At 41.6% G+C, this 19,994-nt stretch carries 18 protein-coding genes; 8 read left to right on the top strand and 10 right to left on the bottom strand.

Translation table 11 applies throughout. From position 1 onward, the window contains the following. Window positions 1-51: 51 nt before the first annotated feature. A complete protein-coding gene (locus CU053_RS03235; RefSeq protein ID WP_158106962.1) occupies window positions 52-1,017 on the bottom strand; it encodes a transposase in 966 nt (321 codons plus the stop codon). A 311-nt stretch (window positions 1,018-1,328) separates the two neighbouring features. Here CU053_RS03235 and CU053_RS03240 point away from each other — a divergent pair, with 311 nt between their 5' ends. After that, window positions 1,329-1,496, top strand: a complete 168-nt coding sequence (locus CU053_RS03240) for a hypothetical protein (RefSeq protein WP_158106963.1) — start codon at window positions 1,329-1,331, stop codon at window positions 1,494-1,496. Further along, window positions 1,468-2,334, top strand: coding sequence for an SPL family radical SAM protein (locus tag CU053_RS03245; RefSeq protein ID WP_199244195.1), 867 nt, complete (start codon window positions 1,468-1,470; stop codon window positions 2,332-2,334). Before CU053_RS03240 ends, CU053_RS03245 begins: the two co-directional genes overlap by 29 nt. On the opposite strand, the gene CU053_RS03250 is transcribed toward CU053_RS03245, so the two are convergent. From CU053_RS03250 to CU053_RS03260, 3 genes are all read right to left on the bottom strand, one after another. Continuing rightward, entirely contained in the window at window positions 2,325-2,543 is a 219-nt protein-coding gene (locus CU053_RS03250; RefSeq protein ID WP_158106964.1) for a hypothetical protein, read from the bottom strand. The two genes, CU053_RS03245 and CU053_RS03250, sit on opposite strands and share 10 nt — an antisense overlap. 69 nt (window positions 2,544-2,612) lie before the next feature. Next, window positions 2,613-2,756, bottom strand: a complete 144-nt coding sequence (locus tag CU053_RS03255; RefSeq protein WP_158106965.1) for a hypothetical protein — start codon at window positions 2,754-2,756, stop codon at window positions 2,613-2,615. A gap of 116 nt (window positions 2,757-2,872) precedes the next feature. Further along, window positions 2,873-5,641, bottom strand: a complete 2,769-nt coding sequence (locus tag CU053_RS03260) for a valine--tRNA ligase (protein WP_100550721.1) — start codon at window positions 5,639-5,641, stop codon at window positions 2,873-2,875. A gap of 245 nt (window positions 5,642-5,886) precedes the next feature. Between CU053_RS03260 and ettA the strand changes: the two genes are divergently transcribed. The 5 genes from ettA (at window position 5,887) to CU053_RS03285 (ending at window position 10,605) form a co-directional block, all read left to right on the top strand. Next, entirely contained in the window at window positions 5,887-7,566 is a 1,680-nt protein-coding gene (gene ettA / locus CU053_RS03265) for an energy-dependent translational throttle protein EttA (protein ID WP_100550722.1), read from the top strand. A 196-nt stretch (window positions 7,567-7,762) separates the two neighbouring features. Beyond that, window positions 7,763-8,647 (top strand): DMT family transporter, encoded by an 885-nt coding sequence (locus tag CU053_RS03270; RefSeq protein ID WP_100550723.1) that lies wholly within the window; start codon window positions 7,763-7,765, stop codon window positions 8,645-8,647. 83 nt (window positions 8,648-8,730) lie between these two features. Beyond that, window positions 8,731-9,198: a PACE efflux transporter gene (locus tag CU053_RS03275; RefSeq protein WP_100550724.1), complete on the top strand. Its 468-nt coding sequence runs from the start codon at window positions 8,731-8,733 to the stop codon at window positions 9,196-9,198. Then, on the top strand, window positions 9,191-10,051 hold the full coding sequence (proC, locus tag CU053_RS03280; RefSeq protein WP_100550725.1) for a pyrroline-5-carboxylate reductase: 861 nt from the start codon (window positions 9,191-9,193) through the stop codon (window positions 10,049-10,051). The genes CU053_RS03275 and proC overlap by 8 nt, the downstream gene beginning before the upstream one ends. Beyond that, entirely contained in the window at window positions 10,048-10,605 is a 558-nt protein-coding gene (locus tag CU053_RS03285; RefSeq protein ID WP_100550726.1) for a YggT family protein, read from the top strand. Before proC ends, CU053_RS03285 begins: the two co-directional genes overlap by 4 nt. A 49-nt stretch (window positions 10,606-10,654) precedes the next feature. On the opposite strand, the gene lspA is transcribed toward CU053_RS03285, so the two are convergent. Genes lspA through CU053_RS03300 form a run of 3 tightly spaced genes read right to left on the bottom strand, consistent with a single transcriptional unit; the run spans window position 10,655 to window position 14,899 of the window. Further along, entirely contained in the window at window positions 10,655-11,149 is a 495-nt protein-coding gene (gene lspA / locus CU053_RS03290) for a signal peptidase II (RefSeq protein WP_100550727.1), read from the bottom strand. Further along, the gene (gene ileS / locus CU053_RS03295; protein WP_100550728.1) at window positions 11,136-13,943 is read right to left on the bottom strand and encodes an isoleucine--tRNA ligase; all 2,808 of its coding nucleotides are present in this window, start codon (window positions 13,941-13,943) and stop codon (window positions 11,136-11,138) included. The genes lspA and ileS overlap by 14 nt, the downstream gene beginning before the upstream one ends. Before the next feature lie 2 nt (window positions 13,944-13,945). Further along, window positions 13,946-14,899: a bifunctional riboflavin kinase/FAD synthetase gene (locus CU053_RS03300; RefSeq protein WP_100550729.1), complete on the bottom strand. Its 954-nt coding sequence runs from the start codon at window positions 14,897-14,899 to the stop codon at window positions 13,946-13,948. A 161-nt stretch (window positions 14,900-15,060) separates the two neighbouring features. Here CU053_RS03300 and CU053_RS03305 point away from each other — a divergent pair, with 161 nt between their 5' ends. Continuing rightward, window positions 15,061-15,795: a Fic family protein gene (locus CU053_RS03305; protein ID WP_100550730.1), complete on the top strand. Its 735-nt coding sequence runs from the start codon at window positions 15,061-15,063 to the stop codon at window positions 15,793-15,795. Between the two features lie 17 nt (window positions 15,796-15,812). Here the strand turns inward: CU053_RS03305 and yfaE are convergent, their stop codons facing one another. The 3 genes from yfaE to nrdA form a co-directional block, all read right to left on the bottom strand. Then, window positions 15,813-16,040, bottom strand: a complete 228-nt coding sequence (gene yfaE, locus CU053_RS03310; protein ID WP_100550731.1) for a class I ribonucleotide reductase maintenance protein YfaE — start codon at window positions 16,038-16,040, stop codon at window positions 15,813-15,815. Between the two features lie 257 nt (window positions 16,041-16,297). Next, window positions 16,298-17,449 (bottom strand): class Ia ribonucleoside-diphosphate reductase subunit beta, encoded by a 1,152-nt coding sequence (nrdB, locus tag CU053_RS03315; RefSeq protein WP_100550732.1) that lies wholly within the window; start codon window positions 17,447-17,449, stop codon window positions 16,298-16,300. Between the two features lie 9 nt (window positions 17,450-17,458). Beyond that, the gene (gene nrdA / locus CU053_RS03320) at window positions 17,459-19,729 is read right to left on the bottom strand and encodes a class 1a ribonucleoside-diphosphate reductase subunit alpha (protein WP_100550733.1); all 2,271 of its coding nucleotides are present in this window, start codon (window positions 19,727-19,729) and stop codon (window positions 17,459-17,461) included. Between the last annotated feature and the right edge of the window lie 265 nt (window positions 19,730-19,994).

Below are 19,994 nucleotides of genomic sequence, written 5' to 3' on the forward strand. Positions count from 1 at the left end.
GCCAAAGAAAATCATCGCTTCATTGCGGCTGATATTTAGGCGAAATATTTCTCAGGCTGAGGAAAGGCGATATTTAGGTGTCATGTAGTGTGGTTGACGACATAAGCGATAACCAACCCTTAATTTAGATGAATATCTAAACAACTTTTCTAGTTCTTGGCGATCTTCTTTGGATACTAATTCTATATTTCTACGTAGGATTAATATGGCAAGTTTTAGCTCTTTATAACGCTCATCACTTAATTTTTTACGCAACCTAGCAAGCTCTGATTTGCGTATATCAACAAGGCATTGTCTATACTTTTTAGCAACATGAAATCGATCAACTATTACTGGAACTCTCCTTAAAGCCTCCAGAGAAGCATTAATATAACTTTCGTTCATATCACAACAAGTACCTTCAATTGTAGGTTTCAATCTCGATGGAATTTGCTTCAAGAATGCTTTAACTGTCGCTTTTTCTCGACTTTTGAGCACAGCAATAATGCGCACTTTATCATTGAAGCGAGAGGTAATAATAGTTAGGTAATCACTGTATCCTTTTCTAATTGCAACTTCATCAATGCCAATTAATCCAAGTCTTGTGTAGTTGCTCCAGTCAGCTTTTTTGGATACATTGGCTTCAAGGATGCGACCAATGGTGTCGGCACTTATATTTTCTTTGATAGCTACATCCTCCAATGTAGTATTGACCAACAATAGCATCAGATAATCTAAATAAGCCTTGGTGTATCTGCTTTTATAGTCATACCAGCTTAGACGCTGGTTTGTAGTTGGGTGTTCATCACAACTTTCGCATATACCTCGTTTGGCTTTTATGCGCAAATAACACTCATATCCATTCATTGGCAAATGACGAATCTCACGCATCTCTGCACACCCATTTGAGGTAGTAGGTCCGTTGCATATCCGACACTTTACCTCATCAGTTGTACTTTCAACATCAATATAAATTTTATTACCAACTATTTTATAACCAGTAACTTGAGTGTCAGGAAGGTTGAGTAAATCATTCAAAAATTGATGCATTTTAGTAAGCACATAAAAATATTCAATTCCTTCATTTTACTGGCTTAAACACTCTTTTTCAACACCACATTTATTGCGGGAGAACCCCCTTTTGTGCAACTTCTATTTTAAAAAATGCTTGCAAGTGCATGAGTAAAGGTTGTAAGGTATCCATTGATAAGCCGCCACTGAGTTGATTTTTGCAGCCCTAAGATGCAGGGATAGTCTGCGGTTTGCAGCTCATCAGTAGCAAATGCTTATAAAATTTGGGAAAGTTAAGTTATCAATATTGACCATGTTTACATGGAATACTGGAAACTATGAATAAAGAGTATGCAAAACAGATAATTAATCAAGCCACGCCTACTTTCATTGGTCAACAGTTAGTAAATGCAAACACCGTGGCAGATACATTTAGGACTTACTATACAGTAGTAGCCGCCAATCAAAAGAAAACAAATGCACCAAATTACGCCTATGGACATTAAAGAAATTCGGGCTAAATCGATTGTCACAAAATCCAAATTGCCAGGCGCTGATTACGTCATCAATCCTTACGTAGGCTGTCAATTTGCCTGCACCTATTGTTATGCCAGTTTTATGGGGCGCTTTGTCAATGAACCTCTGGAAAATTGGGGGAATTATCTTTACGTCAAAATTAATGCAGTGGAATTATTTAGGTCAGAATACAAACAACTTAAATCGATTGATAACCACCCACCAAGGCTTATGTTAAGTTCCGTGACAGATTGTTATCAAGGAGCTGAAAAACAATATGAATTGACGCGTGGTATCTTAGCTCACTGCAATGAACAGCAATTTTCTGGTTTGATTAGTATATTGACCAAATCACCATTGGTACTTCGTGATGTGGATATTTTGAAAAATCTGCCTAATGTTGAAGTGGGTCTCACGGTCACATCGACAGAAGATAAAATCAGTCGCTTTTTAGAAATACACGCGCCTAGTGCAAAACGGCGATTTGATACCTTAGCCAAACTGAATGAGCAAGGCATTCAGACTTACGCCTTCATCGGACCACTCTTGCCTCACTTTCGATATGACGCAAAAAGTCTGGGTGAATTTATAAGCGCGTTGGCTGATACAGGCGTCAAAGCCGTCTACGTAGAACACATGAATTTAAAATCCTATATTCTTAAACGCGTGAATCCACAGCTTGCCGACAGTACACCAGAAATACAGGGGTTATATAAACAAGCTAAACTTCAGCCACATCGAGACGCATTGCAGCAAATGATTCTACCTTTATTGGACAAGCATGGCTTACAACTTAAACTGAATGAAGTGATCTACCATCAAGCATAAAGTGGATCCATTTTTTTAAACGTTGCACTTTCTGCTTTGTCTCCATTGAAGTATGCCCGTATTTTACAATGTCCAAAATTATCCGCGGCATGATTCATAAACATTTTGGCTTTATCACTACTTAATATTTCTTTCATGGATTGATCAACCAGATTACCCAACACCATCGATAAGAAACGCAGAAGAGTTGATAAAAATTCAGATGACAATATGGCTAAAATAGCTGTAATTCCTGACCTTAACCAAAGATTACCTCAACAGATTTCAGCCAGGATTAATCAAAAACAGCTAAAGTCGAGTTTAATTGTAAAGGGTAAATTATGCAACCAGATAATCAATAATTCCCCTGGCTCTACGCCAGAACGAATAATAGCAAGCCCCTCCTTACTGATGGCATCAATCACGATATGACGCTTATCCACTTTATTACCTTTGCTGATGAACAGATAAAAGCCATTGTCATCACTTTTGATATAGTTCTGATCAACAGTAATGACCGATCTCTCAGGATCGATGATCTGAGTAGGACCCTTGAAATTTATGCAAGCAATGCTTCCAATTTCTCAAACTGCGCCATTAGTTTGCTTTGTACCATCTGGTACTCCTGAAGCTTTTCCTTTTCTTTAAGCACCACATCTTCTGGCGCATTAGCGACAAATTTTTCATTCGTCAACTTACTCATCAAACGTGAAATTTCTTTCTCTAGCTTTTCCTGCTCTTTTTTAAGGCGCGCCTGTTCGGCTGATACATCGATGAGTCCAGCTAAAGGAATATGCAACTCCATGCTGTCAACCAGACTTGTCGCTGACATCGGTACCTCATCGCTCACCATAATGTCAGAAACTTTTGCCATAGACTCTATAAGTGATTTTGTCGCTTCGAGTTTTATCAACTCATCGGTAGTTGCATTTTTAATATAAAGCGGAATACTTAAACCTGGCTTGATATTCATCTCAGATCGTATTGTACGGATGGTAACAATGACTTTTTTGAGCCACTCAACTTCGCTTGCTGCCTTTTCATTGACAAGATTTTCATCAAATAACGGAAATGAACTCACCATAATCGAGGTTGACTCATCTAGAGTGAACCCTTTGACCTGAGTAAATATTTCCTCGGTAATAAACGGAATAATCGGATGCGCTATGCGCAGTATTCTATCCAGCACACTGACCAGGGTATATTGCACAGCATGCCTGCGTGCCAGGGTAATGTCAGCATCACCAAGTGTTGCCTTGGCAAACTCAAGATACCAGTCACAATATTGATTCCAGACAAATTCATAAATGCTTTGCGCCAACAAATCAAAACGATAATTGGCAATATGTTTATGCACTTCAGCCACTATATTATTTAGTTCATGCCAGATCCACTGCTCCGCTGCCCCCATTTCATATTGATTACTTTCTCGATGGTAGCCATCTAGATTCATCATCACAAAGCGTGAGGCATTCCATAGTTTATTACAAAAATTGCGATAACCTTCCATGCGCGATACATCAAAACAAATATCGCGAGAAGTGGAAGCCAATGCAGTAAAGGTAAAACGTAGTGCATCCGTCCCATAAGCTTCAATGCCTTCAGGGAAATGTTTGCGCGTTTGTTTTTCCACTCTGGTCTTCATTTGCGGCTGCATTAAACTTTGTGTTCTTTTAGCCACCAAATCCTGAAGTGTGATACCATCGATCAAATCCACAGGATCAAGTACATTTCCCTTGGACTTAGACATTTTTTGTCCTTCTGCATCACGAATAAGTCCCGTAATATAAATGTCTTTAAAGGGGATTTCTTTCATAAAATAAAGCCCAAACATCATCATGCGGGCAACCCAGAAAAAGATAATATCAAACCCGGTAACAAGCACACTCGTGGGATAATATTTTTTAAGTTCTGCCGTTTTATGCGGCCAGCCTAAGGTTGAAAATGGCCAAAGTGCCGCAGAAAACCAGGTGTCAAAAACATCTTCATCCTGATGCAGTTTTAGTCCCAAAGATAGCCCATATTTCGCGCGCACATCGACTTCTGATTCCCCGACATAGATATTTCCATTATCATCATACCAGGCGGGAATGCGATGCCCCCACCACAACTGACGGGAAATGCACCAGTCCTGTAAATCACGCATCCATGAATAATACGTATTTTTCCAGTTATCGGGAACAAAACGGACCGCACCATTTTCCACGACTTCAAGCGCAGCCTTTCCCAGTTCACTTGCCTTAACAAACCATTGTTTGGTTAAGTAGGGCTCAAGAATAACCCCTGTTCTATCTCCCCTGGGCACTTTTAACGTATGCGGCTCCACCTTAATCAATAAACCTTGTTGCTCCATATCAAGAACGACTTGCTTACGCGCCTCAAAACGATCTAACCCCTGGTAGTTTTGAGGGGCATTGTGATTCATTTTCGCTTCATCCGTTAAAATATTAATCATGGCTAGATTATGGCGTTTACCAATTTCATAGTCATTAAAGTCATGCGCGGGCGTGATTTTCACGCACCCTGTACCAAATAACATATCCACATAATCATCGGCAATAATCGGAATTTCGCGTTCCGTTAATGGCAGTTTTACCATTTTACCAATCAGGTCTTTATAACGCTCATCGTCAGGATTAACGGCAACAGCAACGTCTCCCAGCATCGTTTCGGGTCTCGTTGTCGCAATCTCAATCTGCCCATTGCCATCGACAAGTGGATAGGCAAAATGCCATAAAAAACCTTTCTCTTCTTCTTGCACAACCTCTAAATCCGACACGGCAGTCAGTAGCACAGGATCCCAGTTGACCAGACGTTCACCGCGATAGATTAACCCATCTTCATAAAGTTTAATAAAACAGGTTTTCACTGCTTGCGATAGACCATCGTCCATGGTGAAGCGCTCGCGTGACCAATCACAAGACACACCCAAGCGGCGCATTTGTTTGCCAATTGAGCCACCAGAATATTCCTTCCACTGCCAGATTTTCTCAACAAATTTTTCACGTCCCAAATCGTGGCGTGTAATACCTTCGGCATGTAAATTTCTCTCAACGACCATTTGTGTCGCAATGCCTGCGTGATCTGTCCCTGGTTGCCATAGGGCATCACGACCCATCATGCGATGGTATCTCGTTAATAGATCCATTAGAGTATGTTGAAAACCATGTCCCATATGCAAAGTACCCGTGATATTGGGTGGCGGCAACATAATCGTGTAAGGAGTGACAGTGGTTTGCCCGCATCTAAATAAGCCTTTTTTCTCCCACTGCTCATAACATTGCTGTTCAAGTAACTTAGGATCATAATTTCTTTGCATTTCTGACATGTAAAACGCCTTATCCTTAAATAGCCAAATCGAAAGTGAAGGTCGCATTTTATCACAGCGAGCAGGATTAAGTTCAAGGAAATTTTATTAAAAATTAAGGCTTAGACAAAATTTCGTCCTCCTGATCTCAACCTAAGTTATTTTACAGATTTCTAGCCAAGCCCATTCATTTTTTGCTACAATCGCCTGCGTTACAGAAAGTGCGTAACTCCAGTAACTTAAAAAAACACTAAGGACCTCTTACAATGTCTGAACAATATATTTATTCGATGCACCGAGTCGGCAAAGTAGTGCCGCCTAATCGCTATATTCTAAAAGATATTTCACTGTCATTTTTTGATGGTGCAAAAATTGGCGTGTTAGGTTTAAATGGCTCTGGTAAGTCGACACTTTTGCGCATTATGGCGGGACTTGATACCGAGATTATTGGTGAAGCAGCACCACGCAAAGGAATTAAAATCGCTTATTTGCCACAGGAGCCACAGCTTGACCCAAGCAAAGATGTCAAGGGCAATGTTGAAGAAGCCGTGGCTGATCTAAAGGCATTGGTGGTCCGTTTTGACGAGATCAGCATGAAATTCTGCGAGCCCATGTCTGATGATGAGATGAATAAACTCCTAGCTGAGCAGGGTGAGTTACAGAATAAAATTGATACCGCTGGTGCCTGGGAGATTGATCGCAAACTTGAGATTGCGGCTGACGCTTTGCGCTTACCCCCATGGGATGCTGACGTGTCAAAGCTTTCAGGAGGCGAGGTGCGTCGTGTTGCTTTATGCAAATTGCTCTTATCTTCTCCCGATATTCTACTTTTGGATGAGCCCACCAACCACTTGGATGCTGAAAGTGTTGCCTGGCTTGAGCGCTTCTTACAGGAATACAAGGGAACTGTCGTTGCGATCACCCATGATCGTTATTTCTTAGATAACGTAGCCGAGTGGATACTTGAACTTGATCGCGGTGAAGGTATTCCGTTTAAGGGGAATTACTCAAGCTGGCTAGAGCAAAAAGAAGCACGTCTTGCTCAAGAAGAGAAAAAACAAACTGCTCACCGAAAAGCGCTACAACAAGAGCTTGAATGGGTGCGTCAAAACGCCAAGGGTCGTCAAGCCAAGTCAAAAGCACGTCTGGCACGCTTTGATGAGTTAAGTTCACAAGAATTCCAGGAGCGCAATGCCACCCAAGATTTATACATCCCGCCAGGACCGCGCTTGGGCAATAAAGTCATCAATATTCAAAAAATCAGCAAGGGATTTGGCGATAGATTGCTCATTAACGGCTTAGATTTTGAAGTACCCGTGGGTTCTATTGTCGGGATTATTGGTCCAAATGGCGCAGGTAAGTCCACCTTTTTTAAGATGATTTCTGGTATTGAAACGCCTGACGCTGGCGATATCGAGTTTGGTGAAACCGTTGAACTTGCTTACGTCAATCAGTCACGTGATGCCTTAGATGGCAATAAAACCGTGTGGGAAGAAATCTCTGATGGTCTTGACGTCATTACAGTCGGCAAATATACCATTCCATCGCGTCAATATGTTGGACGCTTTAACTTCAAGGGAACCGATCAGCAGAAATTTATTCATCAGTTATCAGGAGGGGAACGCAATCGCGTGCATTTAGCCAAGCTCTTACGTAAGGGTGGCAATGTGATTTTACTTGATGAACCTACCAATGATCTCGATGTTGAGACATTACGCGCACTTGAAGAAGCCATCTTGACTTTCCCTGGTTCCATTATGATCATCTCACATGATCGCTGGTTCCTGGATCGCGTTGCAACACATATTCTTGCCTTTGAGGGGGAAAGTAATGTTGTATGGTTTGAGGGTAACTACGAAGCTTACATTGAAGATAAGAAAAAACGTCTAGGCGATGATTCTGTCGATCCTCATCGCATTAAATATAAAAAAATCACAGCAAAATGAGCGCCAGCAGACTCCGCCAAGGGCTGCTATTACCGCAGTTCAATCTTTCAAAATCCCCACGAACTTCTTCCCCATAAAACCTGTAAAATGATTTACGATGGGTATAGCGATAAATAGAAATATGCGCAATTTTCTAGTAAGTCATTTAGGCTTTAGGTAGGATGATTAGCAGTTTTATCTAAGTTCTATTTCAGCGATGAAAAATGAGAAAAAAGCACTAATAGCATTACTGATCACCGTGATTTTGTGGGCGTCTGCTTTTGTTGGCATACGCTATGTGATGGAGGTGTTTACTGCAGGAGGGTTGGCATTATCACGTTATTTTGTGGCATCTGTCGCAGTCATTGTGCCATTTGTGCTGGTAAAAAATAAAAAAATGCCTCAAATAAAGGATCTAATCCTATTTGCCATATTGGGTTTCTTTGGGTTTTTCAGCTATAACGTGCTGCTTAATGAGGGCGAGAAGACGGTGAGCGCTGGCTTGGCGAACTTCATTGTAGCTCAGCTGCCCATTATCGTCGCTATTTTGGCAATAGTCTTTTTTAAGGAGCGGATTAATCGTTATGGGGTGCTGGGCTTTATTGTTAGTCTGTCAGGCATTCTTGTGATTTTGTTATCAAGTGAGCACGACGCACAGCACACTGGAATTCTTTTGGTGTATGGAGCGACATTTGCAAACGCTACATATTCATGTATGCAGAAAAAACTGTTATCACGTTACCATCCAATTGAGGTAGTAAGCTACTGTATATGGTTTGGGACACTCGCGCTGATGCTTTATTTACCTGAAGCTCTAAGCAAAATCACCATAGCGGACTGGTCGCATTTATTAGTGATTATCTATATGGGTATTTTTCCTGGTGCAATTGCTTATTTATTATGGGGCTATGCGTTTAAATACATCAAAGCAACAGCCGCCTCAAGCGCTTTGTATATGGTGCCTATTTTCACCCTGATATTGGCAGCTGTTTTTTTAGCAGAAATCCCCAATGTGGGGGCGGTTATCGGTGGGATCATTGCTGTAATAGGCTCCCTTGTGATTAGTCGTTACGGGGTTTGTGTGCCGCGAAAAAATCAATGAATCAGGTGCAAATCCTTGTGTTTAAAATGATGATTTGGAACAATAGCCCGCATGAGTGGACAGTTAAACGATAGCTTACGACGATGATGCAGCAGAAAATGGGGTTAAAAGGACGGATTCTGCATATGCTTTTATTTGAATTTGTGGCACTTGTGATCGTTATCCCCCTGTCATACTTTGTACTCAATAAAAATTCTGTATCCTTAGGTATTCTCGCGGTTATTCTCGCCATTGCGGCTATGCTGTGGAATTTTATCTATAACTGGCTGTTTGATATAGTTGAAAACAAGTTAGGAGGTATACGTTTCAAGCGTAACCTTTGGCTTAGGACCGTACATGCTTTGTTGTTTGAGTTAAGCCTTTGTTTGGTAAGCGTGCCATTTGTGATCATGTTGTTACATTTGCCCTTTTTGGCGGCGTTTACGGTGAACCTGGGTTTTATATTCTTTTACTTGTGCTATGCGCTTGTTTTTAATTATATTTACGATCAGATTTATGTGAAATATTTAAATCTTCAATTCAAGAAAAATAAGGGACTTAAGAATGGTTAACGCGCAAATTTGTTTTTTGGGTGGCGGCAATATGGCAATGAGCATTATTGCAGGTTTAGTGAGTGATGGTGTTTCGCCAAAATCAATCACTGTGGTTGATAGACATCAGGAAAAGTTAGAGAGTTTAAATCAACTTTTTCACGTGAAAACAACTGTAGATCTGACAAGTGCGGTTAAAGCTGCAGATATTCTCATACTTTGCGTTAAGCCTCAGTCGCTAAAAGAGCTTATTTTGTCGATCAAGAGTGAACTAAACAGGCAAAGCAAGCCCTTATTTGTCTCGATCGTGGCAGGCATTACGCTCGCGCAAATTAAAAATTGGCTAGTGAGTGATTATGCCCTTGTCAGAGCGATGCCAAACACCCCAAGTCTTATTGGTTGCGGCGCTAGTGCGCTCTTTGCCAATGAGCATGTATCGCGCCAGCAAAAAGAAATGGCAGAGCAAATTATGCGTAAAGTAGGCGTAGTGACTTGGGTTCAGGAGGAGTCTTTAATCGATGTGGCAACTGCTATTTCAGGTTCAGGTCCTGCGTATTTCTTTTTGATGATGGAACATATGATTGATGCAGCAATCAACCTTGGATTGACCGAAAAACAGGCGATCTTGCTGGTGACACAAACAGCTTTTGGCGCAAGTAAAATGGCATTAGAAAGTGTACACACTCTTTCAAGCTTGAGGCAAAAGGTGACTTCAAAAGGCGGGGTTACTGCGGCAGCATTAAAAGCATTTGCCGAAACGGGCTTTAAAGAAAGTATTCAACAGGCGATCGAACAAAATCTGTTGCGCTCGCACGAGCTTGCCCAGCAGTTTGGCAGTGTACTTACTCATGATGGACAAAAGGATAAAGTATGATTAACGCATTTAACAACGTCGGACTTTTTTTGATTGAAATTATTTTCAGTCTATTTGCTTATGCGCTGCTACTGCGCTTTTTTTTACAATGGGTGAAGGCAGACTTTTATAATCCGTTTTGTCAGCTGATTATGCGCATTACAAACCCCTTGTTAAAGCCATTGCGACGCGTCATTCCTGGATTTTTTGGTTTGGATTTTGCGGCTTTAGTGTTGGCATATGCCGTCGTGCTGCTACAGATTATATTAGTGCAAATCCTGGGTGTAAAAAGCATGTATGTTCCTTGGGGAGTGATTTGGTTTATTTCTTTAATTAAACTTATTCTCAATATTATCTGGATGTATATTATTTTGATCTTTATTCGATCCATCGCAAGCTGGTTTAGCCAAGGCTCATACAATCCCACCTTGATTGCATTAAACCAACTAACTGACCCTTTGCTGCGTAAAGCGCAAAAAATTATTCCGCCAACGCAAAGCGGGATTGATTTCTCACCGATGCTGGTGTTGATCGTGCTCATTTGTTTACAGATATTTATTTCATCAATTTTTTAAGGTTTAGGCAAATTTCCCGCTCTCTATTGTGTATTTAGGCTCTGAAGAATCATTTTTTAGGTGAAATATTTTTCGCCCCCATGCTTATCACAATCAAAATTATAGCACCAATGCAAATGGCAGAGTCAGCGATATTAAACGCTGGCCAGTGATAATTATTGAGATGAAAATCCAGGAAGTCGATGACGTAGCCATGAAGCATGCGGTCATATACATTACCCAGCGCGCCACCTAAAATAAGTGCCAAAGCACAGGCAGTCAGGTTCTTGTTTTTCGGTAGTTTAGTAAGCCAGATTAAAATGACCACGGCGACAACGATGGCAATACCTGAGAGTAACACGACCTGCCATGTCGTATCAGCATTGCTTAAAAAGCTAAATGCCGCACCATAATTATGCAAAAGGGTTAAATTAAAAAACGGCAATATTTCAACAGGTTTGGCATAGTTTAATGAGGCAGAGGCAAAATATTTGCTGCCAAGATCAATGATTATGACAACGATACTCAAGAGCACCCACCGCAATTGATTATTATGCAAACTCACGATGTTCTCCTTGTTCAGTGGTGATATTTTCAACGCAGCGCTCACAAATATCAGGGTATTCACTATTTGAGCCAATATCTTCACGGCGGTGCCAGCAGCGTTCACATTTGGCGGCTTCGGATTTTTCAACCACAATGCTTAAGCCTTTGATTTCAGTGTCTATAGCAGCCGTGGTTTTTTGTGACAGCGGACAAAGATTGACGTTTGAAACGATCAAAGCAAAGCGCAGTTCATCTTTGAGTTTGGCTAGTTGCGCATAAAGTTTCTCATCGGCAAATACGCTGACATTTGCCTCTAACGATGCTCCTAAAACACCTTCAGCGCGCCTAAGCTCAAGGAGTTTGTTGCACTCAGTGCGCACATCTTGAATCATTTGCCAGTAAGCAAGATTAAGGGGATTGGAGTCTCTCAATTGAGATAACCCTTGATACCACTCACAAGTTACAAATTGAGGTTTGTTGCCAGGAATGGCTGCATAAATTTCATCCGCGGTAAAGCAAAGAATCGGGGACATCCAGCGCACCAGCGCATGGATAATATGATACATTGCCGTTTGCGCAGATTTTCGTGCAAGACCATTAGCCTTGGCAGTATATTGACGATCTTTAATAACATCCAGATAAAAACTACCCATATCAATGGAGCAAAAATGATGAATCTGTTGCGCAACAACGTGGAAATTATACTCATCATAGGCAGCGATAACTTTTTGTTGGACTTCATATGCGTTAGCAATTGCCCATTGATCCAGTGCCACTAATTGATCAAATGCCAGCGAATCTGTTTCTGGATCAAAGCCGTCAAGGTTTGCTAACAGAAAACGCGCGGTATTACGTAATCTCCTGTACGTATCGGCATTACGTTTTAGAATCTCATCAGAAACCGTCATTTCGGTGCGATAGTCAGTCGCGGCTACCCACAATCTTAGAATATCCGCACCCAAAGTATTAACGACATCTTGTGGAGAGACGACATTCCCTAAGGATTTAGACATTTTTTTGCCATGCGCATCAACCGTAAACCCATGGGTTAATACCTGCTTAAAAGGGGCTTGATCGCAACGCGCAAGACTCGTAAGCAGTGAAGTTTGAAACCAGCCACGATGCTGATCTGAGCCTTCTAAATATAAATCAGCGGGAAAGCGTAGATCTTTGTTATGCTCGAGTACACAGGCATTGGATGTGCCTGAGTCAAACCATACATCTAAGGTATCGGTAACGCGCTGATACTCAGGTGTTTCACTAATAAACTGACTATCATCAGCATCAAACCAGGCTTCAACTCCACCCTTTTCAATTGCAAGGGCCACTTTCTCGATAATAGCCTCGGTCTTAGGATGTAATTCCTCTGTTTCCTTATGGATAAACAATGGAATTGGCACCCCCCAGGTACGCTGACGCGAGATACACCAATCAGGGCGACCCTGCATCATCGCTTCAATGCGATTTTGCCCCCAGCTTGGCACCCATTTAACCTCTTTGATGGTTTCCTCGGCACGCGTACGCAAATGATTGTTTTCCATGCTGATAAACCACTGCGGTGTTGCACGAAAAATAAGAGGGGTTTTATGGCGCCAGCAGTGTGGATAACTATGTTCTAGTTTATGTAGATTAAGCAGGGCATTCTTTTCTTTAAGCACTTCAACGACGTGGTCATTTGCCTTAAAGACAAATTCACCTGCAAATAGTTCGGTATTATCGTGGTAGCAACCCTGATTGTTAACTGGGTTATCAATGGGTAAAGCATGCAATTTACCTAGAGCAAAATCCTCAACCCCGTGCGCAGGTGCGGTGTGTACCAATCCCGTACCCGAGTCAACCGTCACATGATCACCATGCAACACTGGCACGATGCGATTGTAAAATGGGTGATGCACTTGCAATTGTGTCAGCTCATCACCAGAAACGCTGGCAAGAATATGATATTCATCAATGTTCGCGCGCTTCATCAGGGCTTCCACTAGCTCGGTGGCAACAATAATATATTGATCCTTGTGAAAATTGACAACGGCATAGCTTATTTCGTTATGCACGGCAATCGCCTGGTTGGCAGGTAGTGTCCATGGTGTCGTTGTCCAGATAACTGCAGCAGTGTTATCAGATAAATGATCCAGACCAAAAGCTTCTGCCCATTTTTCAGGTTCGACAATGGGGAACTTGACATCAATCGCAGGGGAAACTTTATCTTTGTATTCTACTTCAGCCTCAGCCAATGCTGAGCCACACTCAGGGCACCAGTGCACTGGTTTGAAACCCTTGGTTAAGTGTCCATTTTTAATAATGCTGCCAAGCGTTCTAACAATATTAGCTTCATAATCGAAGTTCATGGTTAAGTAAGGCTTATCCCAATCGCCCAGCACGCCTAGGCGTTTGAAGTCAACTGCTTGGCGTTCAACCTGCTTCTTAGCATAGTGACGACATTCTTTACGAAAGGCATTGGCATCAATTTTGACCCCCGCTTTACCCACCTTTTTTTCCACTTGATGTTCGATTGGCAGACCATGACAATCCCAACCTGGCACATAGGGGGCATCAAACCCTGAAAGCGTTTTTGAGCGCACGACCATGTCTTTTAAAATCTTGTTGACCGCATGCCCTACGTGAATATCTCCATTGGCATAAGGAGGTCCATCATGCAGAATGAATTTTTCACGTCCTGAGAAATGCTGACGAATTTTTTGATAAACCCCTTCATCTTCCCACTGTTTTAAGCGTAGTGGTTCCCTTTGCGCTAAATTTGCCTTCATTGCGAAGGATGTTTTAGGCAAGTTTAAAGTGCTTTTATAGTCTGCCATATCTAAACCTTTTCATTGATTGCTAACCTGTGTTGTTCCAGCCAGTCAAGTGCGACCTGTTTGTCTTTCACAATCTGCTCTTTTAGTGCATCCAAGCTTGAAAACTTCTGTTCACTGCGTACAAAATGCAAGAACTCAATCGTAACATATTGCCCATATAAGTCATGCGCAAAACTGAAAATATGTATTTCTAAGAGCCTTATTTTGCCGCATACGGTGGGACGCACGCCAATATTGGCAACGCCACGATAAACTTTGTCTTTAATATGGACGTTGACAACATAAACCCCTGACGCAGCAACCTGTGTTGGCATCGGGATGTTGATGGTTGGAAAGCCAATTTTACGACCATTTTGATCACCGTGATGAACGCGCCCACTTAAGGTATACGCTCGACCAAGAAACGCTTTGACTTCGTTAAATTTTCCTCTGCCAATTAATTCACGAATATAGCTGCTACTAATGCGCGTTCCCAAAAGCGTGTAAGAAGGCAAACTCTCAACACTGAACCCATGTTGCTTACCCAGTGCCTGCAAAAGCGTAAAATCACCCTCACGCTTATAACCAAAGCGAAAATCATCACCAATAATAACATGGATTGCATTAAGCCCATCAACAAGGATTTGTTTAACAAAGGCTTCTGGGCTTAAGCTCGCTAGTTTTTGATTGAACTGAAGGCATAAAACCTGGTCGACATCGAGTATCTTAAGCGCCTGGATTTTATCGCGAAAGGGTGTGATACGCAGGGGTGCTTGATCTTTTAAAAAAAACTCTTTGGGTTGCGGCTCAAAGCACACGACACAGGTTCGCGCTCTTTGCGTCTGTGCTAATCGCTGCATATGATGGATAATCTGGCGATGTCCCAGGTGCATGCCATCAAAATTTCCAATGGTGACGATGCTTGGGGTGTTGTGATGTTTAATATGGTTTAAATCTGCAAGTCGTAACAGTTGCATGTGTGTGGTATGCCTGCTTATTACCCCTAATATTTTTTGGGGGGTGATTGAAACTGCTGGGCATTATATCAGTTAAGAATGATTTTGCAGTACTTATTCACTACACACATCCAGGATGCTGTATAATCTAGCGGGCTTGATTTTCTAAGAGGTTTAACGATATGTATTTTGCAAAATATGATCAAATGAAAGAAAAGCTTGATAGCTATCGACCTTTATCTTATGAATTGCTCCATAATTTGCATGAAAATTTGATTTTAGACTGGACGTATCACTCTAATGCTATTGAGGGCAATACGCTAACGCTAAAAGAGACGAGAATTGCTCTTGAAGGTATTACGGTTGGTGGCAAAACCTTGAGAGAGCATTTTGAAGCAATAAATCATAAAGATGCCATTTTATATGTTGAAGGCTTGGTGTCTCAAGTTGAACCCATTACCGAATGGGTGATTAAATCGATACATCAATTGATATTAAAAAACATCGATGATAGTAATGCAGGAAAATATCGCACAATCAATGTCAAAATTATGGGCGCTAAACACATTCCCCCTGAGTACATTCATTTGCCACAATTAATGCAAGAGTTAATTGCAAGCCATGAATCATGGTGTAGTTTGCATCCTATAGAAAGAGCAGCAAGATTGCATGGTGAGTTTGTTAAAATTCATCCCTTTGTAGATGGTAATGGAAGAACGAGCAGGCTTTTGATGAATCTGGTTTTGATGCAAAACGGTTATCCTGCGGTTGTGCTGCCTGTTGAGAAAAGACTGGAATATTATCATGCGCTGGATAAAGCACATATGACAAATGATTATGATGATTTTATTGACTTGTTGTGCGCCATTGTGGAGGAGTCCTTTAAAACCTACTGGTTTGCTTTAGGCGTGAAATAGTGGCGCGTAACACCGAGCTATGCTTCTACTGCAATGCAAATAAGCACTTCGTCGGATTGAATAGAAGCCAGTGGTTCTTTGACATATTTGACCTTGCCAGAGATAAGCTGGCAACGGCAAGTACCACAAACCCCATTGCGACACTGAAAGTTTGCGGCAATGCCTTCATTTTCCAAGGCTTCTAATATTGTTAAATCTGTATCCTCAACCTGAATGATTTGGTCATTAAGGTAAATGGCAAGCATTGTTAGTGATCTCCAACTTATTAACGCACTTGGTGTAGGGTGGATAAACGAAAGCGCGTCCACCAATACTCAACCTGTTTGTTTTTCCGCGTGGATGCGCTTTCGCTTATCCACCCTACTACTTTCATAACAAAACAGAATCTTGGGGTTGACCATATTTCTTCCCACAAGGGCGTATTCAATACGCCCCTACGATTGTTTAAACGAAAAATGGGCTGAAATTCTGTCAAAGCCAGGATTTTTAAATTTGAGCTCCCCTACAGCTCAAAACCACTAAAAGCATTGTCTGAAACGTTACTGTCAATTTGACCGACAAGATAGGAGCTGATTTCGGTTTCTTGTGGCGCGACCTGGACATTGTCTGAGTTAAGATAGTGATTAATCCAGGGAATGGGATTATTTTTGGGTGCATTAATATCATGGGTCTCAAGACCTACAGCCTGCATGCGCTCTTTGGCTAAATAGTCGATGTATTGGCAAAGGATCTGTTCATTAAGTCCCAGGATTGAACCATGAGCAAAGAGGTATTTCGCCCAGGCTTTTTCCTGCAATATGGTCTCTTTAAAAATGGCTTCTGCTTCAACTTGTGAATGGCAGGCGATTTCACTTAATTCTGTATCACCATCTTTACCCGACAAGATAATATTAATCATATGCTGGGTGCTGGTTAGGTGGATGGATTCATCACGGGCAATAAGCTTCATGATTTTGCCACAGCCTTCCAGTTTTTTTTGCTCAGAAAAAGCAAAGGTGCAGGCAAAACTGACATAAAAGCGAATAGCCTCAAGTGCATTTACGGCATGGAGTGCAAGATACAGTCCTTTTTTAACGGTTTGTTCACTTATCTCAATCGATTTTCCGTGAATGACGTAGTTCCCTACCCCTTGCGTTTGTAGAAGCTGCGTTTGCACAATCAGCTGATCATAATAGTAAGTAATATTCTGTGCACGTTTACGAATTTCGGTATTATCAACAATAGCATCAAAAACGGGAGTTGGATCATCCATCAACGATCTCACCATATGCGTATACGAACGGCTATGAATCGTCTCAAAAAAACTCCAGGTTTCAATCCAGGTTTCAAGTTCAGGCAAAGACACCAAGGGTAGAAAAGCAATATTGGGACTTCGACCCTGGACCGAGTCCAGCAAAGTCTGGTATTGCAGGTTGGATAAAAAAATATGACGTTCAATTTCGCTGAATTTTTGAAAATCAATACGATCTCGACTTAAATCTACTTCCTCTGGACGCCAAAAGAAAGACAACTGCTTTTCAATTAAGCGCTCAAAAATGGGATGTTTTTGCTGATCAAAGCGCGACACATTAACTGAGGCGCCAAAGAACATGGGTTCATAGAGTTGATGATTGGACTTCGTTTGAAAAGTTGAATAAGTATAATAGTTTGTCATGATAATACCTTAAATTTTACATGCGCCAGATTCGCATTCATCAGCTTCCATGGCGTGAGATGCTTTTTGTTCAGAATGGTCGCGTGTATTGTGATAATAAAGGGTTTTTAAGCCATATTTATAAGCGATAAGAAGATCAGCCATCAAGGTTTGCATCGGAACCTTTTGCTCGCTAAAACGCACAGGATCATAGTTGGTGTTCGCTGAGATGGATTGATCGATGAATTTTTGGATAATCGCACAAATTTCTAAGTAACCACGATTATCGGGCATTTGCCATAAAAGCTCATACTGATTGCCTAAGCGCGTAATTTCAGGAACGACTTGCTTTAATACCCCATCTTTACTTTGTTTGATAGACACCAGTCCGCGGGGTGGCTCAATCCCATTGGTTGCATTAGCAATTTGCGAGGAGGTTTCAGAGGGCATAATGGCACTTAAAGTTGAGTTTCTAAGACCATATTGTTGAATATCCTTGCGTAGAGTTTCCCAGTCATGTTGCAAAGGGAAATGGGCAAATTCATCGATATTCTTCTTATAGTGATCAATCGGTAACAGACCTTGTGCGTAATTAGTCTCATGAAAATATGCACAAGCTGATTTCTCTTTGGCAAGGCGATTGGACGCGTTTAATAAATAATACTGAATTGCTTCAAAGGTCTGGTGTGTGAGTTTATTGGCGCTGCCATCACTGTATCTGACCTTGTTTTTTGCCAAATAGTAAGCGAAGTTAATGACACCAACGCCGAGACTACGTCTGGCTTTAGCAGGGATTTCAGCCGCTTTTAGTGGATAGTTCTGATAATCCAACAAGTGATCAAGTGCGCTCACAATTAAAAACGTAAGATGCTTAAGCTCATCCAAAGAATCAATCGCCCCAAGATTAAAAGCCGAAAGCGTACACAAGGCAATCTCGCCTTCTTCATCAAAAATATGCTGAAGTGGCTTGGTGGGAAGTGTTATTTCCATGCACAGATTAGACTGCTTAATGGGGGCAAGTTTTGGGTTAAACGCGGAGTGGGTGTTACAATGGTCAACGTTTTGAATATAGATTCGCCCCGTTTGCGCACGCTCTTGCATAAGTAAAGAAAAAAGCTCAGTCGCTTTAATCTTCTTCTTGCGAATCCGCGGATTGGCTTCACCAGCAATATAAAGTCTTTCAAATTCCGCTTGATCAGCAAAAAACGCATCGTAAAGTCCAGGAACATCAGAAGGACTAAACAATGTGATCTCTTTTTGTTCAATCAAGCGCTGATACATCAGTTTATTGATTTGGACGCCATAATCCAAATGGCGGATACGATTGTCCTCAACGCCACGATTATTCTTAAGCACCAAAAGGGACTCCACTTCCAAATGCCAAAGTGGATAAAAAAGTGTCGCCGCTCCTCCACGCACACCTCCTTGAGAGCAGGACTTAACAGCGGTTTGGAAATATTTATAAAATGGGATGCAACCCGTGTGTAGAGCTTCTCCACCTCTGATTTCACTTCCCAACGCGCGGATTTTGCCTGCATTAATCCCAATGCCTGCGCGTTGTGAGACGTATTTGACAATGGCAGATGCCGAGGCATTAATCGAGTCCAGGCTATCATCGGTATCAATTAACACACATGAGCTAAATTGTCTGGTAGGAGTCCTGACCCCTGCCATAATCGGGGTGGGCAGTGAAATTTTGAACTGACTAATAGCATCATAAAAATCAAGTACATATTGCAGGCGAGTTGATCTCTCATGCTTGCTAAAAAGGCAGGCACTCACCAGCATATAAAGCATCTGTGGTGTTTCATAAATTTGACCCGTGACACGATTTTGCACCAGATATTTGCCTTGCATTTGATTCACCGCGGCGTAAGTGAAGTTCATATCGCGCCAATGATCGATATGCTTATTCATTAAATCAAACTCTTCATGCGTATAATCTTCAAGTAACTTGGCATCATACTTGTTAAGCTCAACAAGCTTTTTAACCTGATCATATAAATGAGGGGACTCAAATTGACCATAAGCCAGTTTTCGCAAATGAAAAATCGCCAAACGTGCTGCCATATATTGATAATCTGGTGTTTCCTCAGAAATTAAATCAGCCGCGGTTTTAATAATAATGGCTTGAATGTCGGATGTTTTCATGCCCTCATATAGCTGAATGTGAGATTGAAGTTCAACTTGTGAAACCGAAACATTTTCTAAACCTTCAGCAGCCCAGGTGATCACGCGGTGAATTTTATCCAGGTTGACAGGCTCTAGCTTGCCTGATCTTTTCATGACATTAACGTGCATTCTTTCGTTTTCCCTTTGGTAGGTGGTGAGTAAAACAAAAGCAGCGTGGAAAATTTAAGGCACAGCTTCATTTACTGGATCTATGCACTTTTGCTGGCTTTCCGAAAATTCCCCTTCGTTAGCGAAGGGGGGTGAAAAGCGCCCGAAAGAAGCAAACAGTTTTGCTTCTTTAGCTTTGAACGCCACAAGCTCTGCGCGTGAAGCAGACGGGGTAGTCTTTAAAGCCAGCAAAAGTGCATAGATCCAGCAAACAAAACGCTGTTAG

Origin of the sequence: Caedibacter taeniospiralis (assembly GCF_002803295.2) — a bacterium.
In the GTDB taxonomy this organism is placed as follows: domain Bacteria; phylum Pseudomonadota; class Gammaproteobacteria; order Francisellales; family Francisellaceae; genus Caedibacter; species Caedibacter taeniospiralis.